Origin of the sequence: Streptomyces sp. NPDC059853 (assembly GCF_042731495.1) — a bacterium.
In the GTDB taxonomy this organism is placed as follows: domain Bacteria; phylum Actinomycetota; class Actinomycetes; order Streptomycetales; family Streptomycetaceae; genus Streptomyces.
Map to the genome: position 1 here is coordinate 25,221 of NZ_JBHWJL010000004.1, position 21,444 is coordinate 46,664.

Sequence of the window (21,444 nt, forward strand, 5' to 3'; positions counted from 1 at the left end):
TTCCCAGCTCAGGAGAGACGATGGCCAGCATCGAAACCGACTTCATCATCGACGGCGACGAGGGCTACGACCCGGACAGTGCCCCCACCGTCCCCGTCCGGGTAGACGGGAAGGTCTACACCGCGCACCGACCCAAGGACAGCGTGCAGCTGCTGTTGGAAGACCTCCAAGCGCAGGCCACTGACACCCGTCAATACCGCGAGATCCTGCACCAGCTCCTGCTCGCCATGTTCGACGAGGACGATGCGGAGGCACTCCTCGCGCAGATCATGGACCCTTCGAACCGGAAGGTCGGCATCCTGTACATGCTGGACCTGTTCCGGAAAGTCGTGGCGCATTTCAAGGATGAGCTGGGCTTTGAGCTGGAGATTGAGGAGCAGGCGCAGAACCGGGAGGGGCGCCGCGCCGCAGTGAAGAAGGCCGCCGCGAAGAAGACCAGCACCCGGAAGGCTCCCGCCAAGAAGACGGCCGCGGCGTGACATTCGGCCCTGTCTCCCAGGGCCGGCTCCCCTTCACGGTCAACGGCACGGCATATTCGCTCCTGCTGCCCGACGACGGCCGCGTCCTTGCGGGGATCGCAGCGTCCGGGCAGTGGTCGCAGATCGTGCCCGGCCTGCTAGATGACCACGACTGGCACGAGTGGATGGACCGGCTCCGGGACCCTCGCGACCCGCTCCAGTACCGCGTGTGCTGGCGGGTCGCGCTCGGCCTGTCCGAGCGCATCTACGGCATGCCCTGGTGGGCGGCGCACCGGCTGTGCGCGATCGCCGTGGATCAGTGGCGCGTGTATGAGCCGTGGACCGTCACCCGCGGGTTCGACCCCGGGGCGGCGCCGGCGCACCGCATCTGCGCGTCGATCCTGGCGTGGGCACGGGCTGGCTGCCAGAAGGAGAGTGAGCTGGCGCGGCTGGACCACACGATTTTCACGCCGCCGCCGGAGTGGGTCAGCGTCAACGGCCCTGCCCGGCCAGCGGGGTTCAGCGACGCCGAGTTGGAGCAGCAGGCCGCGCAGCTCGCCGTGTACCAGCCGGGCCAGATCGCCGACTCTTGAGAAGAAGTTGCACGACGAAGGCCCCGACTACCACGGTGGTCGGGGCCTTCGCGCATCAGGTCTGAGGTCGACGCGCGGCAGCAGCCCCGACCTCCGATTGAGGGCGGGGCCGCCGCTGTGGGGGTGCTAGCCCTCCGCCTTCTGCCAGCCGACGGTGCGGCGCAGGGTGTAGAGCTGGTGCCAGAGGGCGAGGTTGGCGGTGCCCTGCTGGAGGGGGGTCATGGGCGCCAAGCCGATATCGGTGGTGGCGTGGCCGTAGACGTCCAGCAGCGCCTCGTCTGCCGCCTTCGCAGTGCCAGCGGGCCCACGCTTGCGCAGCATGGTGAGATCCCGGTCGATCCGGACCTGTGAATCTGCCACGATCGCGGGCGGGATCTGGAATTTCTGGAAGAAGGGCATGACGAAATCCCAGGCGGTGCTGATTGCGGTGCGCCCGTCCCGTCGCGCGCCGCGAGTGCGGGCCTCGTCAATGAACATCAGGACACCGCACCAGCGGCCGATGACGGCGGCAGGATCGTTGCTGTCCATGACGGTGGAGTTGGTGGGCTGGTGGACGAGCTTGGAGACGGCGGCCTGGCTGATCTCGCCCAGCTCGGCGAGGCGGGTCTGGGTCCAGGTCTGCGGGTCGGCGTCGTAGAGGGCGCGGATCAAGCGGGCCCGCTCCTTCTTCGCGTCTTCCCCATCCTTGACCTGGACGGCGAGTTCGGCGAGGCGGTCGGCGGGGGCGGTGATGTCGGTCATGGTGCTCCGGTGGTTGTCGGTTGGTCAGCAGGTGGGAGTCGGCGTGCTACCGGCAGTGAGCCTGGATCACCTCGGGCTCGTAGACCGTCGCCCAGCCGTTCGCGTGCGGCTCGGAGGCGCCCTGAACTTTCAGGTATCCGTCGAGGTAGAGAGCAGCCTCGGGGTCGGCGAAGTCCCCCGGGCCGCGCTTCAGCTCGCCGGCCTCCAGTGCCAGCTCGACCGCTTCCTCCAGGTCGGCGGCGCGAAGCCGACCGACTGCGAAGCCGCCGTTGAAGTCCCAGTCGAAGGCGTACTGCTTGCCCTTGGCGGCCACCTGTTCGGGGGCCAGATCCTCGGGCTGCGTCTGGGTGTCGCTCATGTCGGTCCTCTCGGGGGTTTGGCTGTCGGGTTGGTCAGCAGGTGCAGGCGCCGCCGTAGCGGCCGGACGCGCACTCGCAGCGGAAGGCGCGGCGGCCGGTAGTGCGGCGGGTGGCGAGGCGCTTGAGGGTGTCGATCCAGTGGCTGGCGGCCGAGCGGGTCAGCAGCGGCCAGTCGGTGCGGGGCGGGCAGTCCGCGGGGAGGACCGCGATCCGGTCGGCAAGCTGGGCGAGGTAGTTCAGCTGCGGCTGGGTGGCGCGGGGGCCGGTGCCGTACTGGGCGGCGCGGGCGTCCTCCGTGGCCCGCTCGGCGCGGAGGGCTTCCTGGGCGGCGCACTTGCCGCAGGGCCGCTGACGGGCGCCGGGGATGCGGTCCCAGGCGACGGTGGCCAGGTGGCCGCAGGTGCCTCGGGCGCAGGTGGCGCTCCGGGAGGGGCGGGGCCAGGACCGGCTGGTGGCGCGGTCGCGGGCGATCTGGAGGCGGCGGGCGAGGGAGGCGGCCTCGATGACCCACCGGCCGGCGGTCTTGGTGGCGGCGATGACGCCGGTGCGGCACCATGCGCGAATGGTGGCGACGGTGACGCGGGCAGTGGCGGCGGCCTGCGTGGTGGTGATGGTGTCGGTCATCGGGCCCTCCCCTCGGTCGGTATAACTCAGTTATACGCAACCTGAGGAACGATTACAACTCGGTTATACCAACGTGTTGGAGCTGGCACGGCCGAGCAGAGACAGGCCCCGCCCTCCGCGCGGGCTTCGGGGCGCTGCCGGCGTGCCCTGCTAGGGTCGGCACCCTCATCTCCGCGCGAGCGGAGGAGCGCGCCACCTGCCCGCGAGACCGGGCGTAGCCCCGGACCGCAGTGAGCTGCGGCCCGGGGCTTTCTGGCAGCGCGGCGACTCGGCTTGGGCTATGAATCCGCCTAGCCTGACCGACATGGGTGGTCACACTTCGAGCGATAGCTCTCGGCTGGCGACTCGGCACCAGCTGGCGGAGGAGGTCGAACTCAGCGTGTCGTCGCTGGAGCGACTCTGGGCGGCGAGAGCGACCAATGGCCACCCGGCGCCAGCCGACTGGATCACCAACACGCCGGGGCCGGCTCGGCCGCTCTGGCTGGTCAGCCAGTGGCGCCAGTGGTACGCCGAGTACCTGAGCAGGCGGCGAACGATCGGAGAGGTCCCCGGCCTCCAGTCCGACGATCTCGGCGGCCCGGCTGAGTTCGCGAGGCTCTGCGGACATGCCGACACCTCGACCATCAGCCACTGGGTGACGGACCTCCCGGAGGGTTTTCCCAGACCAGACACCTGGGTGGAGTTGTCCGGCGGCGGACGCCGACCGCAGTGGCGGATCTCCCGGATGCAGGAATTCGCAGCCAACCGTCCGTACCGGGGCCAGCGCGGCGGCCGTCCCGCTGGGTCTGCATCCGGTGGCCAGCCATACGCGGGCGACCCACGTCTAGAGCTGGCACGTCAGGCCCTCGTGGACCACCCGCATGCGTCCGACGCCGAGCTGATCCGCCACCTGCGTGCCAGCCCTGGCGACGCGTCATCTCGATCGACGTGGCACCGCATCCTCAACGCTGCTCGCCGCAGTCCTCGCCCCTGACAGCATCTCCGGCTGCCCGTACACGCGCGTACCCTGGCCGCAGGTAGCTGACTGGCTGGTGGGCCGGGCGCCGCACCCCTTCGGGGTGCCGTGTGCCCGGAGGTGCCCCCGTGACGACGCCGTCCTACGGCCGCGCCTCTGTACAAATCGTCGCCGACCTCAGCACGTTCCGCCCCGAGCTGCGCCGCGAGCTGGACCGCGCGGGCCGCGACGGTGGGCGTGCCCTCGACACGGCGCTGCGCCGCCAGCTCCGCGATACCGGGGCCCGCGCGGGACGCCAGATCCGGCAGGACCTGGAGCGGGCGCTGCGTGGCCTGCGCGTCAGGGTCGATGTCGTGGCGCCGACGGCGGGGGTGCGGCGCGAGATCGAGCGGGCGCTGCGTGGCCTGCGGGCACAGGTCGCGGTCACGGCCGACACCGACCGGATGCGCCGCGACGTGCAGCGGGCTCTGGTCGGGCTGCGCGCCCAGGTCGATGTCCACGCCAACCTGACCGGCCTGCGGCGGGAGTTGCAGCGCGGCCTGCGGGCGCTCCCGCCCGTCCAGGTGCGCGTCGACCCGGACTCGCCCCGCGCGTTCCACGCCGCGCTTCAGCGCGGCGTGCGGGCGCTGCCGCCGGTGCGGGTGCGGGTCGATACGGACATCGACACGGCGGCGCTGACGCGGCAGCTGACCGCCGCGCTGCGGGCCGTGCCCTTGCCACCGCTGGTACTGCCCGGTGGCGGCAATCAGGGGGGCGGGAGCGGACCGAACGCCGGGGCGATCGCGGCCCTGGGAGATGCCGCACGCTCGGCAAGCTCGGCTCTGGCCTCGCTGTCCAAGGCCCTGGCGATCACAGGGCTGGTCAGTGCGCTGGCGGCCGGTGTCGGTGGCCTGATCGCTGCGCTGGGATCGCTGGTCGGCGCTGCCGGCCAGGCGGTCGCCCAGATCGCCGCGCTGTCTGCTGAGCTGGCGCCAGCGGTCGGGATCCTCGCGGCGGCTCCGGCCGCTGTGGCTGGTCTGGGTGCGGCGCTCGGTGCGCTCATCGTCGGGTTTCAGGGCATGGGCGATGCCCTGTTCGGCGATGCTGAGAAGTTCGAGGCGGCTCTGGAGGGGCTGGCGCCGGCCGCTGCGGACGTGGCCGTCGAGTTCCGGGGCCTGGGCGACCAGCTCACGGAGATCCGGCAGACCGTACAGCAGGCCATGTTCGAGCCGCTGGTCGGTGAGGTCGGCCGCCTGTACGAGGCGCTGTCCGGGCCGCTGTCGGATGGCCTGACCGCGATCTCGGCTGAGTTCGGCCGCGCTGCTCTGGGTGTCTCCGAGTTCCTGCGGTCGGCACGGGGGATCGCGTCGATCGAGTCGATCATGGCCGGTACGACGCAGGCCACCCGTGGTTTCGCTGACGGCCTCCAGCCGCTGATCGCAGGGTTTTTCGAGATCTCGGCGGCGGTTCAGGACGCGTTCGGCGAGCGGTTCGGTGACTCCCTCGCCAACCTCATGACGAGGTTCGGCGAGTTCATGTCGCGGGCGGCGGAATCGGGCGACGCGGTCCGCTGGGTCGAGGACGCCCTCATCGTCTTCCGGGAGCTGGGGCAGCTCGCGGCGTCCGTGGGCGGCATCATCCGCACCGTCTTCACCGCCGCGTCCGAGGTCAATGAGAATCTCCTCGGCGCGCTCAACGCCAACCTTGCTGCGCTCGACGCGTTCTTCAAGAGCGCGGAGGGGCAGGAGACGCTCCTCAACGTCTTCGCCGGGCTGCACGCCATCGGCACCGCCATGGGGCCCGTCTTCCTGGAGCTGGTGCGCGTCATCGGGCAGCTGGCGCCCGCGTTCGTACCGCTGTCGGAGGTCGTCGGTCCTGGCCTGGTGTCGGTCGTCCAGGCGCTCGGCCGTGCCCTGGAGGTCGTCCTAGACCAGGTGGAGGGCAGCTTCGGAGACGTGGCGGACACGGCCGTCGCCCTGCTCGATCAGGTCGGGCCGCTCCTCGCGGCACTCATCGCCCAATTCTCCCTGGTGGCGGGGCCCGCGCAGGAGCTGATCGCCGTACTCGGCCCCGGGCTGACGCAGGTGGTCCAGGCCCTCGGCCCTGCCGTCGCCTCGCTGGTGTCCGGCCTCGGCCCGGCGATCTCTGGCCTGCTGCCCGGCCTGATTTCGGTGGCGGACGGCCTGGCGGGAGCCTTCGACGCGATCGGTCCTGCCCTTGGCCCGGTCGGCGCTGCGCTCGGTGAGGTGCTGTCCGCCGCCGCGCCCCTGCTGCCGGTCGTCGGTCAGATCGCTGCCCTCGTGGGGGGCGCCTTCGCGACGGCGCTGTCCCTCGCCGCGCAGGTAGCCGCACCCCTGGTGCAGGTCCTCGCGTCCAGCCTCGCACCGATCCTCCCCCAACTGGCGGGTGCCTTCGACGCGATCGGCGCTGCTCTTGGACCGGTCGCGGCCGAGATCGGTGGGGCCCTGGCCGAGGCGGTCGCGGCGATCCTGCCGCACTTCATGGCGCTGGTGCCTGAGCTGGTGGATGGACTGATCCCGGCCCTACTGGCCGTCACCACCGCGGTGATGCCGCTGGTGCCGGTCCTCCTCGACCTGGTCGTCGTCGCGCTGGAGCCGCTGCTGGGCGTACTGCCCGATGCGGCCGGGCTCCTCGTCTCTCTGACGGAGGCCGCGCTGCCACTGATCGAGATCGCCGTCGCCCTGCTGGTTCCGATCACCCAGGTCACGGGCGCCCTACTCGGATTCGTGTCGGCGGGCGTGGTAGTCCCCGTGATCCAGGGCATTGTTTGGGCGCTAGACCTGCTGGTATCCGCCGTAGAGGCCGTCCTGCGGCCGATCGAGGCCGCCGTCGACGGAATCATCGGCGTTTTCCAGTGGCTGTACGACCGGCTGGTGGGCAACAGCATCATCCCGGACCTCATCAGCGGCATCGCGTCCTGGTTCGGCCGGCTGCCGGGCATGGTCTACGGGCTCGTCGAGGGATTCGTCGCAACGGTGGTCGGCTTCTTCACCGGGCTGCCGGGACGGGTTGCGGGCGCGCTGGCGACGGTCGGTACGCGCATCGCGTCCGCGATCGCCGGATCGGGTGTCGTCTCCTCCGTCCGCACAGCCGTCAACAACTTGATCTCCAACATCGTGAACTGGTTCAGCGCCCTGCCGGGGCGCGTTGCCGGCGCCATCGGCGATATCGGCTCCACGATCGCCAGCTCGGTGACGGGCGGCCTCGGCAAGCTCGGCAGCCTGATCGGCCTGGCGGACGGCGCGATCGTCCGCTCGCCGATGATCGCGCAGATCGGCGAGGCAGGCCCGGAGGTCGTGATCCCGCTGACCCGGCCGGAGCGCGCGGCCGAGCTGGTGCAGCAGTCGGGCCTGCTGGACATCCTCGCCCGCCAGGGCCTCCACATCGGCGGCGCGGTGAGCAGCAGCACCAGCAACACGACCATCAACAACCACTGGCACCTGAAATCGAACATGTCCGATCCGATGGTCCTCGCGCAGCACTGGCAGGGGCAGATCGCCCGAGCAGCGGGGGTGTGAGCAGGTGTACAGCGGCTACATGGATCTCGCCGGCGTCGAGATCATCAACAACGGCCGGGCGCATGTCTACGCCACGGCGCGGGGCGTGCCTGTCACGTGCGAGCCGTGCCCGGAGATCGCCGGCGCCGTCGGCGATCTGCCGTACCGGGACCCGGTGACGGATGACGCGCCGTGGTACGACCCGCAGATCCCGCAGTCCGCGGGGGTGCTGGGCGTGATGGGCCTGGCCGTCACCGGATTCGAGCGGGGCACGACGGAGCGCTCGCCGGTGCAGCTGGTCGGGGACGGCGCGGCATTGGGGGTGCTGCGGCGCACTCACCGCGAGATCGGCTACACGGTGCTGATGATCGCCATCTCGGACTGCGCGCTGTCCTACGGCCTGGAGTGGCTGTCGTCGGCGCTGCTGGGCGGGGCGTGCGACGGCGGGGCCTGCGCGGGCGACCAGCTGTGCATGTTCAGTTGCTGCCCGACCGGCAGTGATACGGAGCTGCGGCACGTCTACGACGTGGGGCTGCTGGACGCACCGCAGGTCACGCAGACTCAGCGGCTCTCCAACGGCGTGATCTTGGCGACGGTCACGTTCGCGCTCGCGGCCGGCAACCCCTTCGTGTTCCGTGAGCCGTTGGCGGCGTCCACGAACTGGGTGGACCTCGGCGGCGGCGTCGTCGCCAACCTGGATCCGGACGCGGTGTACGACCTGTGCCAGCCGCCTCCGCCGTGCCTGGACGATCCGACGTGCCCGCCGCCGCCTCTGCCTCCGCTGCCCCCGATGCCGGTCTCCCCGTGCTACCCGACGGGCGTTGACACCTTCAAGGGCTCCGTGATCTCCCTGGGTGTCCTCGATCAACCGCAGTGGCTGGAGACCGTCCCGGTCGTGGAGGTGCAGACCGGCGCGAGCGAGATGCGGCGCCTGGTGATCCGAGGCTGGGCCAACCCGCAGGGAATCCCCTGCGCCGACGTGACGGACCCCTGCTCGGCGTGCTGGCACATCACCATCCCGTACCTGCCGCCCGGGTCGGTCCTGACCGTGGACGGCCGCACGCAGCGCGCGGTGGTCGAGTGCCCCTCGGAGATCGGCACGTCCACGGCCGCGCCGACCCTGTACGGGCCCGAGGGCAGCAGCTTCGAGTGGCCGACGTTCACGTGCCCGTCCGGCTTCTGCGTCGAGGTCCTGTCCCTGGAGTCGTCCACCGCGCCGGACGCGCGGGCCCGCGTGCAACTCGTCCCCCGATCGGACATGGGGTGAGCCGGCCGTGAGCGTCCTCGGGTGTGCCCAGGAGTACCGCGCCGTCATCCACTGGCGCGGCGGCGGCCGACCGTACACCTCCCCCGCCATCTCCTCGCTGACCTCCGTGTCCTGGGGCCGGTCGCTGAACGACATCAGCGAGGCGTCCATCACCGTCGCCAAGTCCGACGCCGGGCCGGAGTGCTGTGCGCAGCTCGGCGCGATCCACCCGTGGGTGCATGAGCTGACGATCTACCGCGACCGCGACCTGGTGTGGCAGGGCCCGGTGTCCGCCGTCGTGGAGTCCCGCGACTCCATCCGGATCGACGCCCTGGACGTGATCGCGTGGCTCGGCCGCACCGTCAACACGACGCTGCTGCGGTACGTCACCGCCAACGCGGACGCGGCCGGGCGGCGCCGGGGGCCGGTGCAGTGGATCGCGGAGCACATCATCCGCACCAACCTCACCAGCGCGCTGTCGGTGCCGCCGGACTACCCGGGGATGCTCGACTACATCGTCCGCCAGGACGGGCCGACGACCCGATTCGAGATGGACGGCGAGAGCAACACCTCCGTGTGGACGGCCTATCTCCTCACCGTGTTGGAGGAACTCGCCAAACGGGGGCTGGAGTACACCACCGTCGGGCGGACGCTGCTGCTGCGCGGCCCCGCCGACGAGACGACCCCGGCACAGGCCCGCCTCGGCCTGGCCGACATCGCCGGAGACGTCGAGGTGATCCGCGACGGGGCGAGCGCCGCCACGCACGGCTGGGCCACCACCCAGCGCGCCAACAACATTGACGACGGGCGGACGGCGGGCTGGGGCGCGACCGGCACCCCGTATGGGCGGCTCGACTGGCTGGTCACCTCGGAGACCGATACCGACGACGCCGAGCTGCTGGACATGGCCAAGGAGGCCAAGCGCGGCCGGTATCCGGCGCCCACCGGCATCAGCATCCCCAGCGGCTCACGGCTCGCCGCCACCGCCCCGGTGACGATGCAGCAACTGGTCGCCGGGGAGCGAATCGACGTGTCCACCGCGGGCTACTGCATGGAGACCGTCCAGGCGTTCCGGGTCGGCGACGTCGAGGTGTCGTGGGGCAGCTCCGGGGAGCAGGTCGCCGTGTCCCTCGTACCCGCCACGTCCCTGGGAGGGGAGTAGCCGATGCCAGCAGTACCCGGGCAGCGCGCCGCGCAACGCCCGCAGCGCGCGGCCGTCGCCGCGCAGCGGGCCCTCGGCCGGGCCGCGACCGGCAGCGGCGGCCTCGCCACCGTCCAGGTGATCCACCTGCACGGCCGGCTGTGGCACGTCGAGCACGACCAGGAGGGCCGGCAGTGGTGGACGTGCCAGCAGAGCGGGGCCCGCTACGAGGGCGGACCCCGCACCGACGAGAGGAGCGCCTGAGATGGCGAGGTGTGGATGCGCCACGGCGTGCGGCTGCCGCGTGGAGGGGTCCGGCCCGATCGTGGTCAGCGGCAACGGCAGCCCGCTGAACCCCTACGTGGTGGGGATCCAGCACGGTGGGGAGGAGGGCTGTGACGCCATCACCGCCTGCGTGGCCGACAATCTGGGGCCGGGCCTGGGCTACGATGCGGGCACCGGCCGTATCCAGGCCCGGCTGGAGCCGGGCGGCGGGATGACGTTCGGCCCGTCTGGTGGCCTGGCGACCACCGGTGGCGGAGGCGGAGGCGGCGACAGCTGCAACCGCTCCATCGGGCAACTCCCCCCGGCGCCCGACGTGGTCGGCGCCGACAGGCTGGCCGGGCTGGTGCACCCCTTTAACTCTCCCTACGGCGTGGACTACTGCATCACGCACCAGGTGGACATCGTGGGCGCGCTGCTGTGCGCCACCGCCGACGGCACGGCGTGGGTCGCCGACGACGAGACCGGCAACGTGTCGGACACCCGCAGCAGCCTGTACGTCACCCAGCACGCGAGCATCCTGGCGTCGGACACGATCGCCTCGGCCACGTCCTACGCTGGCGACCCGGACGACCCGTACCCAGCTGAGGGCATGTCACGGGGCGACCGGCGGGGCGGCTGGTACGGGTGGCTCGCCCCGAACTACCAGCACATGATGGTGACGGACCTGCTGGAGCGCATCGGGGGCCGGGCGGTCGCGATGCTCCACTGCCACGCGGTGACCGCCGCGAACGTGCCGGACGAGACCGCTGCGGCGACGGTGCAGGCCGCGATCCGGGCCGTGTTGCAGCACTGCGCGCAGGACTGGGCGATCATCGCGACCCGCCGCCTCGTCGACGTGTCCACCATCCAGAACTCCGGCTTGGTCGCGGCGCTCGCCTCGCCGCAGCCGGCGCAGTGGGGCGAGACGACGCTGCCGTGGCCCGTCGCGGACGTAACGGCCGCGGGCGTGCAGTGGATGCTCCTGGACAGGTACTACGCCGACGAGGTGTTCACCGCGTACCGGGACGCTGGCGTGCAGGTCCTGATGTGGGGCGCGACCCGGCACGTGCACCGGCAGCGCGTGGCTGACCTCGGTATCCGCGGCGGGTACGGCGGGGACCCGGTGTACTACCGGGGCCCGGACGTGCACGACTACCGCATGACGTGGGACCCGTGGACGCACCGCCGGTTCGGCGTCGGCCAGCTGACGCATGCGACCGACCGGCGATCCGTGATCGGCCCGCAGGTCCGCGGCTACACCCAGGGCGTACCGCCCACCTCCCCGCAGCCGGAAAACGTGCAGGGGTTGGTGTTGCCCCCGGATTTCGGTCGGCAATTCGGCTCTCCGGCGGCGCTCGCGGGCTGGTACTGCCCGGTCTGGGATCCGCAGGAGTATCGAATTGAGGTCGAGTCGAAGTTTCTCACCGTCAACCGGGTGCGCCGCAACAAGCTCAGTATTCTGTTCGGGTCGGAGACGGACGAGGAGCCGTATCAGTGGCCTGCGGACGATCCGGCGGTCAATCCGGAGGGTTTCCCTGCTCAGTCGCTGAATTGCTATCGGGCGTGGCAGAGGGCCACTGGAGATATTGGCATCGGTATCTGGGTCGACGGCGAATTTTCCACGCTGGCGGAGATCGCGACGCCGGAGCCAGCCGTCAACGCCTGGTCATCCTACGAGCTTGTGGTGACGCCGACGAGCATCCGGTGGACACGGACGGCGGCGAACGGCCAGTCGTATACCGTGACCGCTGCGGACACCACCCACCGGGGCGGCTATTTCTGGGTCGAGAAAGAGGAGTCTCTTCCTGGGAGTTCCGCCGTCCCATTCCGAGGGAAATTCAGGAATTTGCACTACCGACCGGGGCTGACCTGACATGGCAAATCCGCTATCCGCTGCACGCGTTCTGGCGGCACTGAAGGCCGAGGGGGTGCGCGTTGTCGAGTACAAGGGCTGGCGCACCCATAACCGTAATTCCGCTGGCGCCTGGGGGCCGGTGCACGGCGTGATGATCCATCACACGGTGACGTCCGGCACCGCCTCCTCCGTCGAGCTGTGCTACTCCGGCCGCTCCGACCTGCCGGGGCCGTTGTGCCACGCGGTGATCGACAAGGCCGGCGTCGTCCACCTGGTCGGGCACGGCCGCGCCAACCACGCGGGCCGGGGCGACAGCGCCGTCCTCCAGGCCGTGCAGGCCGAGCGGCCCCTGCCGCCCGACACCAAGGCGGACACCGACGGCAACCCGCACTTCTACGGCTTCGAATGCATCAACCTCGGCGACAACCGGGACCCTTGGCCCGCCGCCCAGGTCGAGGCCGCGGTACGGGCGTCGGCCGCGCTGCTGCGCGCGCACGGCTGGGGCCGCTCCGGCGACACCTCCGTCATCGGGCACTCGGAGTGGCAGCCCGGGAAGATCGACCCGCTCGGCCCCGGCGTGTCGATGGCCGACATCCGGGCCCGGGTCGCGGCCCGCCTCAGACACACCCCCGACTGGACACCCCCCGAGGAGGACGACATGCCGCAGCGCATCGTGCTGGAGACCAACGGCTACGAGCGCACTATCCAGCCCAACACATGGACCACGCTGAACTGGACGCGGGTCTGGGAAGGGGCGTGGCGCGACAAGGACCCGGAGCCGTCTGTGCTGCTCGGCCCGTGCGCGTACTCCATCTCTGTCGGCCTGACCGTCGCCGGTCTGGCGCACGGCCAGGAGTTCAAGGTGCGGGTGGCGCGGTACCGGGAGGAGGACGGCAGGTACGTGCGGGTGTCGGCGATGCCTACCAGCTCGCCCGTGAACGACGCCGGGAAGGGTCACTTCGTCCACGCGTGGACCGGGCATGTGCCGGCTGCGAAGAAGGGCCGGCTGCGCGTCGAGGTCCAGCACCACGGCGAGGATCCGGTCACCGTGGAGTCCGCCCGCGCGGAGGCCCTGTACTGGCCGGGTGCGTCATGACGACGGCGCGGGTGCAGACCGTGGCCGTCGACTTCGACGGCGTCGTCCACTCGTACACCCGGGGATGGGCTGACGGCTCCATGTACGACCCGCCCGTGCCCGGCGCCCTGGACGCGCTCCGCGACCTGATGACCCGGTACGCGGTCGTCATCCACACGGCGCGGGATGCTGGACAGGTCGCGGAGTGGCTGGACGGGCACGGCTTCGAGTGCGTGCTGGATGACGGTCGGCCGTTCTGGTCCGTACAAGGCCAGCTGCTGGTGACCAGCCGCAAGCTCCCGAGCGTCGCCTACGTAGACGACCGCGCGGTGCTGTTCCGAGGGGACTGGGCGGAGGCTCTCGCCATCATCGAGACGGGAGAGCCAGCCCCGACGTCTGCGCAGCTGACGGCTGTGTACCGCGAGCGGACTCATCTCCTCGCGCATCTTGCTGCGCTGTACCCGTCACGTCTGCGTGATGGGGGCGACCCAGAGAGGCCCGGATGGGCTGTGCTGGACGTGGAGCTGCCGACCGGTCAGGCGTCATGGCACATCGCACCCCGAGACCTGGACCTCCTGACGCACGTGCCAGCCGGGCCAGGCCAGTGGGACGGCCACAGCACGGCCGAGAAGTACGAGCGTCTGGAAGCGCTCACCACCACCATCGCCAACGGAGGAGCCTCCGGATGACGTTCTTCGTGTCGTTCATGCGCTTCTTCGTGCCGGTGATCGCTGGCGCGGTCATCAGCGGCGCCGCCCGCATCGGCCTGGACCTGGACGACGCCGAGGTGACGGCCGCCGTCCAGGTCGCGGTGTCTGCCGCGTACTTCGCCGCCTTCGTGCAGTTGGAGCGGTACGCGTCCCGGATCGGGTACGCGCGTCTGCGCCGCGCGGCCGGCGTCCTCCTGGGCTGGGTCCGGCCGCCGGACGACGCCGAGCCGCCCCGCACAGACAGCGCGAAGCGAGTGGAAGAGAGACCGCGGTGAGCCCGCCCGACGACGGCCAGGAGCCGGGGAGCGTGTACATCAGCGCCGCGCAGATCTACGGCGAGGTGCGCAGGCAGTCCGATCTGCTGCTGCGGCTGTCCGTGCAGTTGGAGGAGGGCCGGTACGAGCAGCGGATCCGAGCCCTGGAACGCCGGGTGTGTCGCACCGGCGGGCGCTCCCGCGCCGGCGGATTCACGGGCGCGTCTACCGTCCGACATATGGCGTCCCTACGCTGAGGGCAGGATCTCACCGCTGGGGGCACCATCCATGAGCACACTCGGGCAAAACATCCGGAAATACCGCAAGCTGCGGCAGCTCACCGTGCGGGCACTGGCTGACCGCGTGGCCATCTCGGTCAGCGCGCTGGAGAAGTACGAGCGGGGCGACCGAGTCCCGCCGCCGGCCGTCGTCACGCAGCTGGCGCGCGTTCTCCACGTCGGCCCGGACCGGCTGCACGGGCAGCCGTGGGCGGCCGAGCCGGCCGACTGCGAGCTGAGCGTCGTACCTGAACTCCGCCGGATCCTCCTGACGTATGACACCCCGGACGCCGCGGTGCTGGAGCCGCGCCCGCTGGAGGTGTTGACGGCGGAGATGGACCAGGTCGCGCGGATGCGGCAGGACGGGCAGTACGTGCAGCTGGCGCCGCTGCTGCCGGGGCTGCTGACGGAGCTGACGCACCTGGCGCTGGGCGGGACTCCAGCGGTCGCCCGGGACCGCCGGGCGCTTCCGCAGCCGCAGGCCCGCGCGTTCCGGCAGCTGGCCATCGGCTACCGGGCGGCCAACAGCCTCGCGCACAAGCTCGGTTACCACGACCTGAGCTACACGGCGTGCGAGCGGGTGCACTGGGCGGCGGACCGCTCCGGCGACCCGCTGATGCAGGCGACGGCCGCGTACCTGCGCGCGGGGGCGATGATCCGCATGGGCGCGCTCGGCTCGGCCCGCACCGTACTGGAGGGCCTGGCCGACGAGGTGGAGCGAATGGCGCCGGAGCTGTCGCTGTCGCCCGAGCACATGTCGGTGCTCGGCGCGGTGCTACTCAAACTCGCGGTCGTGGAGGCCCGTGACGGGCAGCCGGATCGGGCGATGGAGCGCCTGGCCGAGGCTGGGACGTGGGCCGAGGTCCTGCGGACGGATACGACGCACTACGAGATGTCGTTCGGGCCAGCGAACGTGCGCATCCACCAGATCTCGGTGCTGTCCGACACGGGCGATACGGAGCAGGCTCTCGCACGACTCCGGGAGTGGGGCAGCGAGCAGGGCGTGGACGAGTGGGAGCTGCCGGACGGCCTGGCGGCCGAGCGCGCGAGCCACCATCACATCGACGTGGCGGCGGCCAAGTTGGCGGAGGGCGACCGGGCGGGGACGCACCGGAGCCTGCTGGAGGCGCGGCGGATCGCGCCGATGCACACCCGCCACCACCCGACGGTGCGGGCGACGGCTGGTGCGCTGCTGCGGCTGGACCGCGGGGCGGACGACTCGATCGCCGGCCTGGCCCGCTGGGCAGGCGTGTAATTAGCGGCATCGCAGCGGCCTGTCAAGGTTGCTGACGCGGAATCATCCGCACAATCTGTGCGGTCGTGCCGGTCACAGCTCGGCATCATCACCTCACCGACAGCTACACGAGGGGATGGTGCCGAGCTGTGCCTACGACCATGCACGACACGACGAGAGCGGCCGAGTGGCTGGTGTCCGCCTGCCGTGACCCCGAGGGGCGCCTGCGGTGGCTCGCGTCCGCCGGGCAGGCCATACTGCCGCTGGGCGTCTGCTGGGACGCAGTGCGTATCCCTGCGGGCACCAGCCCGCTCCCACCCGGGCCCATCGCCCAGGACCCCCTCGGCGCGCTGTACGCGCTCGTGCCTGTGGGCACGGCGGCGACCTGGTCCGCGCGCGACACCGAGCCGATGGGCGCCCCGCGCTACCTCCAGCTGCCCGCGCCGCACCGGACCGGGCCGCCCGGGATCTACTGGGTGCAGCCCCCCGACGGCAGCGGCCTCCTGGTGGATCCCGACGAGCTGCTCCAGGCGCTGCTCGGGCAGGTGGTCTGATGCTCGCCGTGGAGGCGCCTCCGTGTGCCATGTGCCCGGCCCCTGGCGTGGTCGAGGTCATCGTCATCGTCGTCGGCGAGGAGCGGATCGTCAGGTCCTGCGGCTGGCACGTCCTCGCCGCAGGCATCGAGGAGGTGCAGGCCGCGATCGACAGCGCGGCCGAGCAGCGGGCGGGGGCGGCCCGGTGATGACCAGAGCAGAGTGCCGCTGGTGCGACGCCGACGAGGACCTGGTCCTCATCGGCGTGATCGAGCGGGGATCGAGCGCGGCTGGCGGTATCTACGCCTGCGGGACCTGCCGGGCCCGGCACAGGGTCCGGCCGATCAGCGAGGTCACAGAGTCCGGCCCTGGCCGGATCACCTACCACGGGGGGATGCGGTGACGGACAGGCCAGAGATGACGCGGCGGGCGGGCGTGCCGGCCCGGCGGGTGGGTGAGCTGCTGGAGCTGCCGGTGCTGCTCCTCGCCGGCCCGGACGGCGAGAAGACGGCGGACGGAGAGGAGACGGTGGAGGCTGTGCTGCTGCTGACGCCTGCTGGCGCCGAGGTGCTGCACACGCAGCTGTGCCGGCTGCTGGACGGGCACACGGCGCCTGCGGACGCCCCCGTGTGCCGGTATCGGACTCCGGCGGAGGCCCTGGCCGTGGCGATGCGGAGGGGGATCCGGTGAGCAGGCGGCCGTGGACGTATCGCCAGGTGCTGCGGGTCGCTCTGGGAGCTGTGCCGCTCGGGATGCTCTGCGCGGCGCTGATCCTGCTCGTCGCGGCGGTGATCTCGTGGGGGTGACCACGAGGTCTCGCTGGGCGGATGTGCATCCGGCGATCCAGCGGGCGGTCGAGGCGCGCACTGGCCCTGTGCGGGGTGTGCGGGACGTGCCGGACGTGGACGGCGCCCTGGCGGTCGTCGTGGACACCTGGACGGAGAGCGTGCTGGTGCGCGGCGCGCGGATCGGGGACCAGCGCGGCCGGGAGGCTCTGCGTGCGGAGGCTGCGGTCGCGGCGCTGGAGCTGGAGCACGTGCCGGCGCTGAAGTGGCGGGCCATGGTCGGCGCGTGGGATCTCGTCGCCACGGCGCTCGCCCCCGGCCGGCCTGCGGATCTGTCGCCCGGATCACCCGACGTCACCCGTTTGGGTGACGTGCTGCGCAGTTCGTGCGGATCGACCATTCGGGGGATGGTGCCGGAGTACGCGGACCGCTGGTTGGACTGGACCACTCGGCCCGAGTTGGAGCGGCTGCGCGGGTCTCGCCTGCTGCACACCTGCATGTGCCCGGCGCATGTGCTGGTGACGCGTGACAGCGTCGCTGTGGTCGACTGGCGGAGAGCTGCGCGCGGGCCGGCCTGGGTGGACGCCGCCTACGCCCTCGTGCAGCTCGTAGAGGCGGGTCATCGTCCGGATGCCGCGCTCGGGTGGGTGCGCAAGGTCCCGGCCTGGAGCGCGGCATCGCCGGAGGCGCCACGTGGGGGGCAGCGCACAGCCGGTACTGGGCAGCGCAGTCCCTCACACGGCGGGCGACGATCGCCCAGGAGCTGCTGACGGGGGGAGTTCATGTCTGATCACCAGAGCCGGTCGTCCACGGCAGGACAGCCCTGCCCAGCCCTCCTCGTGGGCCTCATGGCGTGAGTCGATCCGTGCAGTGAGCTGTCGGGCGACTCGCGGCCGGGTAGGCGTCGACGCGAGGTACGCCATGCCCGTCCAGATGTCGGGCCCCGGCCTTGATCACCCCGAGCTAGCCTCAATGGCTACTCGGGGTGATCTGTGTTGACGGCATCATCAGTTGCCGGTCATTTTCAGCGACGAATTTAGGGAAAGTGCTTCGACGTATTACGCTCCGGTGCGACCTGCAAAAACGCTGGTTAGCACAGCGCTCAGGAAGAAATACCTTCTAAGCACTTGGCCGCAGGTTCGAGTCCTGCCGGGGGCGCTTGCCTTGTCATCGGCGTTTCCGCAGGTCAGCGCGGGCGTTAGGGAGCTACGGGGCGCCCTGCGGGGGCGCCGTACGAGCGGGGCGGACCGCCGCCCGCTCCCCCCGGTTCCGGGGTGGCCGCACCGTGGTGCCCGGCAGCGCGCCGGGCGGGTCCGGCGCAGCTCACGGCCCGTGCGCCCGGGCCTTGCGGATCTTCACCCAGGCAGCCGCCGCTCCCGCCGGGCGCGGCCGGGACGAAAACGGGTGGCCACCGGAGGGCGGATCGGGTTCAATGCTCCGGTCACCGGACCGCCGGGAGAGCGCGTCCGATGCCGACGGGCACGGACACCGCCCGCTCGTCACCGTGCGGGACCGGGCGCGTCCCGACCCCGTCGCCGCCGTGGAGGGCCCGTGCGTGAGGATCTGTCCGTGCTGCGCCAGCGGCCGTTCCGCCGGCTGTTCCTGTCCCGGGCTCTCCAGTTGGTGGGCAGTTCGCTCGCCCCGATCGCCCTGGCGTTCGCCGTCCTGGGCATGCCGGGCGGCTCCGCCACCACGCTGGGCCTGGTGCTCTTCGCGCGCTCGGCGGCCCAGGTGCTGCTCCTGCTGTTCGGCGGGGTGATCGCCGACCGGCTGCCCCGGGCGCGGGTGATGGTGATCGCCAATGTGCTGGCCTTCGTGAGCCAGGCGGGCATGGCGCTCGTCCTGGCCGCGCAGACCGGTGGCGTCCCCGCACTGTGCGCACTGGCGACGCTCAACGGCGCCTCGACCGCGCTGTTCCTTCCGGCCGCGGCGGGGATCCTGCCGCAGGTGGTGACGCGGGACCGGCTCCAGGCCGCCAACGCGCTGATCCGGCTGTCGCGCAGCGCCGCGACCATCGGGGGCGCCGGGCTGGCCGGGGTGCTGGTGAGCGCGTTCGGCGCCGACCGGGCGCTGGCGGTCAGCGCGGTCCTCTTCGCCCTGTCCACCCTCTACCTCCGGGGCGTCGTCGCGCAGGCCCCGGCGGCCCGCACGAGCACGCCTCGGATGCTGACCGACCTGCGGGACGGCTGGCGGGAGTTCACCTCCCGGCGGTGGATCTGGCAGGTCGTGCTCCAGTTCTCGGTGCTCAACGCGTGCTTCAACGGCGGGATGTACGTGCTCGGCCCGGTCGTCGCCGACGACCGGCTGGGCGGCGCCGCCGCCTGGTCGGTGATCGTGGCCGCCCAGGCGGTGGGCTTCGTCGCGGGCGGACTGGTGGCGATGCGGATCAGGCCGCGGTTCCCGATGCGCACGGCCACCCTCGCCACTTTCGGCTTCGTCCCGCCGTTCCTGCTGCTCGCCCTCGGCGCCCCGGTGTGGCTGATCGCGGTCTCCGCCCTGGTCAACGGCGTGTGCGGCGACATCTTCGAGGTGCTGTGGTCCACCGAGTTGCAGCGGCACGTGCCCCAGGAGGCGCTGTCGCGGGTCAGCTCGTACGACGCCCTGGGCTCGTTCGTCCTGGGCCCGCTCGGTCTGGCCCTCATCGGGCCGGTCTCCGCCGCGGTGGGGGTGGAGCGGACCCTGGCCGCCTGTGCCGTCCTGGCGCTGCTGGTGAACACGGCCGCGCTGCTGAGCCGGTCCGTGCGCGACCTCCCGGCCCAGCCGGCCGTGCCGGTTCCGGCCCCGGCCCCGTCCGGCGAGGCCCAGAACGCCTGACCGTGGCCCCGGGCGCCGTCCTGCCGGGCCTCCTGTGAGCCGTGTCACTCCCCCTGCGTCCTCTCACCGCTCCGCCATGGCCTATATATGAATAGGTGTTCACGTCTACGTATGTACGGCTGCCTGAGGCGCGCTGGGCGCTCGCCGCCCTGCTCCTCTTCCTCCTCGCCCTCCCCACCCACCTGCTCGGCGCCCCCGCCTGGCTCTGGGGCCCGCTCTACGCCGCCACCTATGTCTGCGGCGGCTGGGAACCGGGCTGGGAAGGGCTCAAGGCCCTGCGCGAGAAGACCCTGGACGTGGACCTGCTGATGATCGTGGCCGCCCTCGGCGCCGCCGCCATCGGCCAGGTCCTCGACGGGGCGCTGCTCATCGTCATCTTCGCCACCTCCGGCGCCCTGGAGGCGATCGCCACCCACCGCACCGCCGAGTCCGTCCGGGGCCTGCTGGACCTGGCCCCCGCCACCGCCACCCGGCTGCGCCCCGGCGGCGACGGCGAGGAGACCGTGCCCGCCGACCGCCTCGCCGTCGGCGACACCCTGCTCATCCGGCCCGGCGAACGGATCGGCGCCGACGGCCTGGTCCTCTCCGGCGAGAGCGAGGTCGACCAGGCCACCATCACCGGCGAACCACTGCCCGCCGCCAAAGCGCCCGGCGACGAGGTGTTCGCCGGAACGGTCAACGGCACCGGCGCCCTGCGGGTGCGCGTCACCCGCGACCCCGCCGACTCCGTCATCGCCCGGATCGTGAAGATGGTGGAGGACGCCTCCCGCACCAAGGCCCCCACCCAGCTGTTCATCGAGAAGATCGAACAGCGCTACTCCTGGGCGATGGTGACCGCCACCCTCGCGCTGTTCCTGATCCCACTCGCGCTCGGCGCCGCCCTCGACGCCACCCTGCTGCGCGCCATGACGTTCATGATCGTGGCCTCCCCCTGCGCCGTCGTGCTGGCCACCATGCCGCCGCTGCTGTCCGCCATCGCCAACGCCGGACGGCACGGCGTCCTCGCCAAATCGGCCGTCGTCATGGAACGCCTCGCCCAGACCGACGCCGTCGCCCTCGACAAGACCGGCACCCTCACCGAGGGCACCCCGCGCGTCACCGCGCTGCGCCCGCTGCCCGGCAGCGGACTCGACGAGGACGCGCTGCTCGCCCTCGCCGCCGCCGCCGAACACCCCAGCGAACACCCCCTCGCCCGCGCCATCACCGCCGCCGCCCGCGAACGCGGCCTCGTCCTCGCCGACGCCACCGGCTTCAGCTCCGCCCCCGGCACCGGGGTCACCGCCACCGTCAAGGGCCAGGAGATCCGGGTCGGTGCCCCCGCCCGGCTCCTCCCGGACGAGGACCCCACCGAGCTGGAGAAGGAGGGACACACCGTCGTCGTGGTGCTGCGCGACGGCGACCCGGCCGGGTACCTCGGCCTCGCCGACCGACCGCGCCCCGGCGCCGCCGCCACCGTCGCCGCGCTCACCGCGCACACCGGCCGTACCCCCGTCCTGCTCACCGGCGACAACGCCCCGGCCGCCCGCCGGCTGGCCGAGGAGGTCGGCATCACCGACGTACGGGCCGGGCTGCTGCCGCAGGACAAGGCCGCCGCCGTACGGGAGTGGGAGAGCGCCGGCCGCAAGGTGCTGCTGGTCGGCGACGGCGTCAACGACGCCCCCGCGCTGGCCGCCGCCCACACCGGGGTGGCGATGGGCCGGGCCGGCTCCGACCTCGCCCTGGAGACCGCCGACGCCGTGGTCGTCCGCGACGAACTCGCCACCATCCCCGCCGTCCTCCATCTCGCCCGCCGCGCCCGCCGGCTGGTCATCCAGAACCTGGTCATCGCCGGAACGTTCATCGCCGTCCTGGTCACCTGGGACCTGGTGGGCCATCTCCCGCTCCCGCTGGGCGTGGCCGGGCACGAGGGCTCCACGGTGCTGGTCGGCCTCAACGGTCTGCGGCTGCTGCGCGAGTCCGCCTGGCGGCGGGCGATGGCGTCCCAAGACGGGGCCTAGGATGCGGAGTTGATCATCACAACGCCACATC

22 protein-coding genes are annotated in these 21,444 nt (G+C 71.9%); 19 read left to right on the forward strand and 3 right to left on the reverse strand.

The genetic code is table 11. From position 1 onward, the window contains the following. Positions 1-20: 20 nt before the first annotated feature. On the forward strand, positions 21-479 hold the full coding sequence (locus ACFV5N_RS00900; protein WP_385592317.1) for a hypothetical protein: 459 nt from the start codon (positions 21-23) through the stop codon (positions 477-479). Beyond that, a complete protein-coding gene (locus ACFV5N_RS00905) occupies positions 476-1,051 on the forward strand; it encodes a hypothetical protein (RefSeq protein ID WP_385592319.1) in 576 nt (191 codons plus the stop codon). Before ACFV5N_RS00900 ends, ACFV5N_RS00905 begins: the two co-directional genes overlap by 4 nt. Before the next feature lie 126 nt (positions 1,052-1,177). Here ACFV5N_RS00905 and ACFV5N_RS00910 read toward each other — a convergent pair whose 3' ends face one another. From ACFV5N_RS00910 to ACFV5N_RS00920, 3 genes are read right to left on the reverse strand one after another with little or no spacing between them, the layout of a single operon-like run. Beyond that, positions 1,178-1,792 carry a hypothetical protein gene (locus tag ACFV5N_RS00910; protein ID WP_385592321.1) on the reverse strand — a complete coding sequence of 205 codons (615 nt, stop codon included), beginning with the start codon at positions 1,790-1,792 and terminating at the stop codon, positions 1,178-1,180. 46 nt (positions 1,793-1,838) lie between these two features. After that, positions 1,839-2,150, reverse strand: a complete 312-nt coding sequence (locus tag ACFV5N_RS00915; RefSeq protein ID WP_385592323.1) for a hypothetical protein — start codon at positions 2,148-2,150, stop codon at positions 1,839-1,841. A 34-nt stretch (positions 2,151-2,184) separates the two neighbouring features. Beyond that, complete coding sequence (locus tag ACFV5N_RS00920; protein WP_385592324.1) at positions 2,185-2,775, reverse strand: helix-turn-helix domain-containing protein; 591 nt, start codon at positions 2,773-2,775, stop codon at positions 2,185-2,187. 1,083 nt (positions 2,776-3,858) lie between these two features. On the opposite strand from ACFV5N_RS00920, the gene ACFV5N_RS00925 reads away from it, so the two are divergent. From ACFV5N_RS00925 to ACFV5N_RS01005, 17 genes are all read left to right on the forward strand, one after another. Continuing rightward, complete coding sequence (locus tag ACFV5N_RS00925) at positions 3,859-7,248, forward strand: hypothetical protein (RefSeq protein ID WP_385592326.1); 3,390 nt, start codon at positions 3,859-3,861, stop codon at positions 7,246-7,248. A 19-nt stretch (positions 7,249-7,267) separates the two neighbouring features. After that, positions 7,268-8,494 carry a hypothetical protein gene (locus tag ACFV5N_RS00930; RefSeq protein WP_385592327.1) on the forward strand — a complete coding sequence of 409 codons (1,227 nt, stop codon included), beginning with the start codon at positions 7,268-7,270 and terminating at the stop codon, positions 8,492-8,494. Between the two features lie 7 nt (positions 8,495-8,501). Beyond that, a complete protein-coding gene (locus ACFV5N_RS00935; protein WP_385592329.1) occupies positions 8,502-9,635 on the forward strand; it encodes a hypothetical protein in 1,134 nt (377 codons plus the stop codon). A gap of 3 nt (positions 9,636-9,638) precedes the next feature. After that, the gene (locus ACFV5N_RS00940) at positions 9,639-9,878 is read left to right on the forward strand and encodes a hypothetical protein (RefSeq protein ID WP_385592330.1); all 240 of its coding nucleotides are present in this window, start codon (positions 9,639-9,641) and stop codon (positions 9,876-9,878) included. A gap of 61 nt (positions 9,879-9,939) precedes the next feature. After that, positions 9,940-11,751: a hypothetical protein gene (locus tag ACFV5N_RS00945; protein ID WP_385592332.1), complete on the forward strand. Its 1,812-nt coding sequence runs from the start codon at positions 9,940-9,942 to the stop codon at positions 11,749-11,751. A 1-nt stretch (position 11,752) separates the two neighbouring features. After that, positions 11,753-12,829, forward strand: a complete 1,077-nt coding sequence (locus ACFV5N_RS00950; protein ID WP_385592334.1) for an N-acetylmuramoyl-L-alanine amidase — start codon at positions 11,753-11,755, stop codon at positions 12,827-12,829. A 20-nt stretch (positions 12,830-12,849) separates the two neighbouring features. Beyond that, positions 12,850-13,497 (forward strand): hypothetical protein, encoded by a 648-nt coding sequence (locus tag ACFV5N_RS00955; protein WP_385592336.1) that lies wholly within the window; start codon positions 12,850-12,852, stop codon positions 13,495-13,497. Next, positions 13,494-13,793 carry a hypothetical protein gene (locus ACFV5N_RS00960; RefSeq protein ID WP_385592338.1) on the forward strand — a complete coding sequence of 100 codons (300 nt, stop codon included), beginning with the start codon at positions 13,494-13,496 and terminating at the stop codon, positions 13,791-13,793. The genes ACFV5N_RS00955 and ACFV5N_RS00960 overlap by 4 nt, the downstream gene beginning before the upstream one ends. Next, complete coding sequence (locus ACFV5N_RS00965; RefSeq protein WP_385592340.1) at positions 13,790-14,029, forward strand: hypothetical protein; 240 nt, start codon at positions 13,790-13,792, stop codon at positions 14,027-14,029. Before ACFV5N_RS00960 ends, ACFV5N_RS00965 begins: the two co-directional genes overlap by 4 nt. A gap of 31 nt (positions 14,030-14,060) precedes the next feature. Beyond that, positions 14,061-15,305 (forward strand): helix-turn-helix domain-containing protein, encoded by a 1,245-nt coding sequence (locus tag ACFV5N_RS00970; protein WP_385592342.1) that lies wholly within the window; start codon positions 14,061-14,063, stop codon positions 15,303-15,305. 128 nt (positions 15,306-15,433) lie between these two features. After that, positions 15,434-15,838 (forward strand): hypothetical protein, encoded by a 405-nt coding sequence (locus tag ACFV5N_RS00975; RefSeq protein ID WP_385592344.1) that lies wholly within the window; start codon positions 15,434-15,436, stop codon positions 15,836-15,838. Then, positions 15,838-16,026 (forward strand): hypothetical protein, encoded by a 189-nt coding sequence (locus ACFV5N_RS00980; RefSeq protein WP_385592345.1) that lies wholly within the window; start codon positions 15,838-15,840, stop codon positions 16,024-16,026. Before ACFV5N_RS00975 ends, ACFV5N_RS00980 begins: the two co-directional genes overlap by 1 nt. Then, the gene (locus tag ACFV5N_RS00985) at positions 16,026-16,220 is read left to right on the forward strand and encodes a hypothetical protein (protein ID WP_385592347.1); all 195 of its coding nucleotides are present in this window, start codon (positions 16,026-16,028) and stop codon (positions 16,218-16,220) included. Before ACFV5N_RS00980 ends, ACFV5N_RS00985 begins: the two co-directional genes overlap by 1 nt. Then, positions 16,217-16,507 carry a hypothetical protein gene (locus ACFV5N_RS00990; RefSeq protein WP_385592349.1) on the forward strand — a complete coding sequence of 97 codons (291 nt, stop codon included), beginning with the start codon at positions 16,217-16,219 and terminating at the stop codon, positions 16,505-16,507. The genes ACFV5N_RS00985 and ACFV5N_RS00990 overlap by 4 nt, the downstream gene beginning before the upstream one ends. Before the next feature lie 202 nt (positions 16,508-16,709). Further along, on the forward strand, positions 16,710-17,372 hold the full coding sequence (locus ACFV5N_RS00995; RefSeq protein ID WP_385592351.1) for a hypothetical protein: 663 nt from the start codon (positions 16,710-16,712) through the stop codon (positions 17,370-17,372). A gap of 781 nt (positions 17,373-18,153) precedes the next feature. Next, positions 18,154-19,416 carry an MFS transporter gene (locus tag ACFV5N_RS01000; protein WP_385592353.1) on the forward strand — a complete coding sequence of 421 codons (1,263 nt, stop codon included), beginning with the start codon at positions 18,154-18,156 and terminating at the stop codon, positions 19,414-19,416. A gap of 95 nt (positions 19,417-19,511) precedes the next feature. Next, positions 19,512-21,413 carry a heavy metal translocating P-type ATPase gene (locus ACFV5N_RS01005; protein WP_385592355.1) on the forward strand — a complete coding sequence of 634 codons (1,902 nt, stop codon included), beginning with the start codon at positions 19,512-19,514 and terminating at the stop codon, positions 21,411-21,413. Positions 21,414-21,444: the final 31 nt, after the last annotated feature.

What these genes read in the sequence shown, in the direction of transcription:
- ACFV5N_RS00900 (WP_385592317.1), top strand. Translation starts at nt 21, where the DNA reads ATGGCCAGCATCGAAACCGACTTCATCATCGACGGCGACGAGGGCTAC.
- ACFV5N_RS00910 (WP_385592321.1), bottom strand. Translation starts at nt 1,792, where the DNA reads ATGACCGACATCACCGCCCCCGCCGACCGCCTCGCCGAACTCGCCGTC.
- ACFV5N_RS00915 (WP_385592323.1), bottom strand. Translation starts at nt 2,150, where the DNA reads ATGAGCGACACCCAGACGCAGCCCGAGGATCTGGCCCCCGAACAGGTG.
- ACFV5N_RS00920 (WP_385592324.1), bottom strand. Translation starts at nt 2,775, where the DNA reads ATGACCGACACCATCACCACCACGCAGGCCGCCGCCACTGCCCGCGTC.
- ACFV5N_RS00930 (WP_385592327.1), top strand. Translation starts at nt 7,268, where the DNA reads ATGGATCTCGCCGGCGTCGAGATCATCAACAACGGCCGGGCGCATGTC.
- ACFV5N_RS00940 (WP_385592330.1), top strand. Translation starts at nt 9,639, where the DNA reads ATGCCAGCAGTACCCGGGCAGCGCGCCGCGCAACGCCCGCAGCGCGCG.
- ACFV5N_RS00950 (WP_385592334.1), top strand. Translation starts at nt 11,753, where the DNA reads ATGGCAAATCCGCTATCCGCTGCACGCGTTCTGGCGGCACTGAAGGCC.
- ACFV5N_RS00960 (WP_385592338.1), top strand. Translation starts at nt 13,494, where the DNA reads ATGACGTTCTTCGTGTCGTTCATGCGCTTCTTCGTGCCGGTGATCGCT.
- ACFV5N_RS00970 (WP_385592342.1), top strand. Translation starts at nt 14,061, where the DNA reads ATGAGCACACTCGGGCAAAACATCCGGAAATACCGCAAGCTGCGGCAG.
- ACFV5N_RS00980 (WP_385592345.1), top strand. Translation starts at nt 15,838, where the DNA reads ATGCTCGCCGTGGAGGCGCCTCCGTGTGCCATGTGCCCGGCCCCTGGC.
- ACFV5N_RS00985 (WP_385592347.1), top strand. Translation starts at nt 16,026, where the DNA reads ATGACCAGAGCAGAGTGCCGCTGGTGCGACGCCGACGAGGACCTGGTC.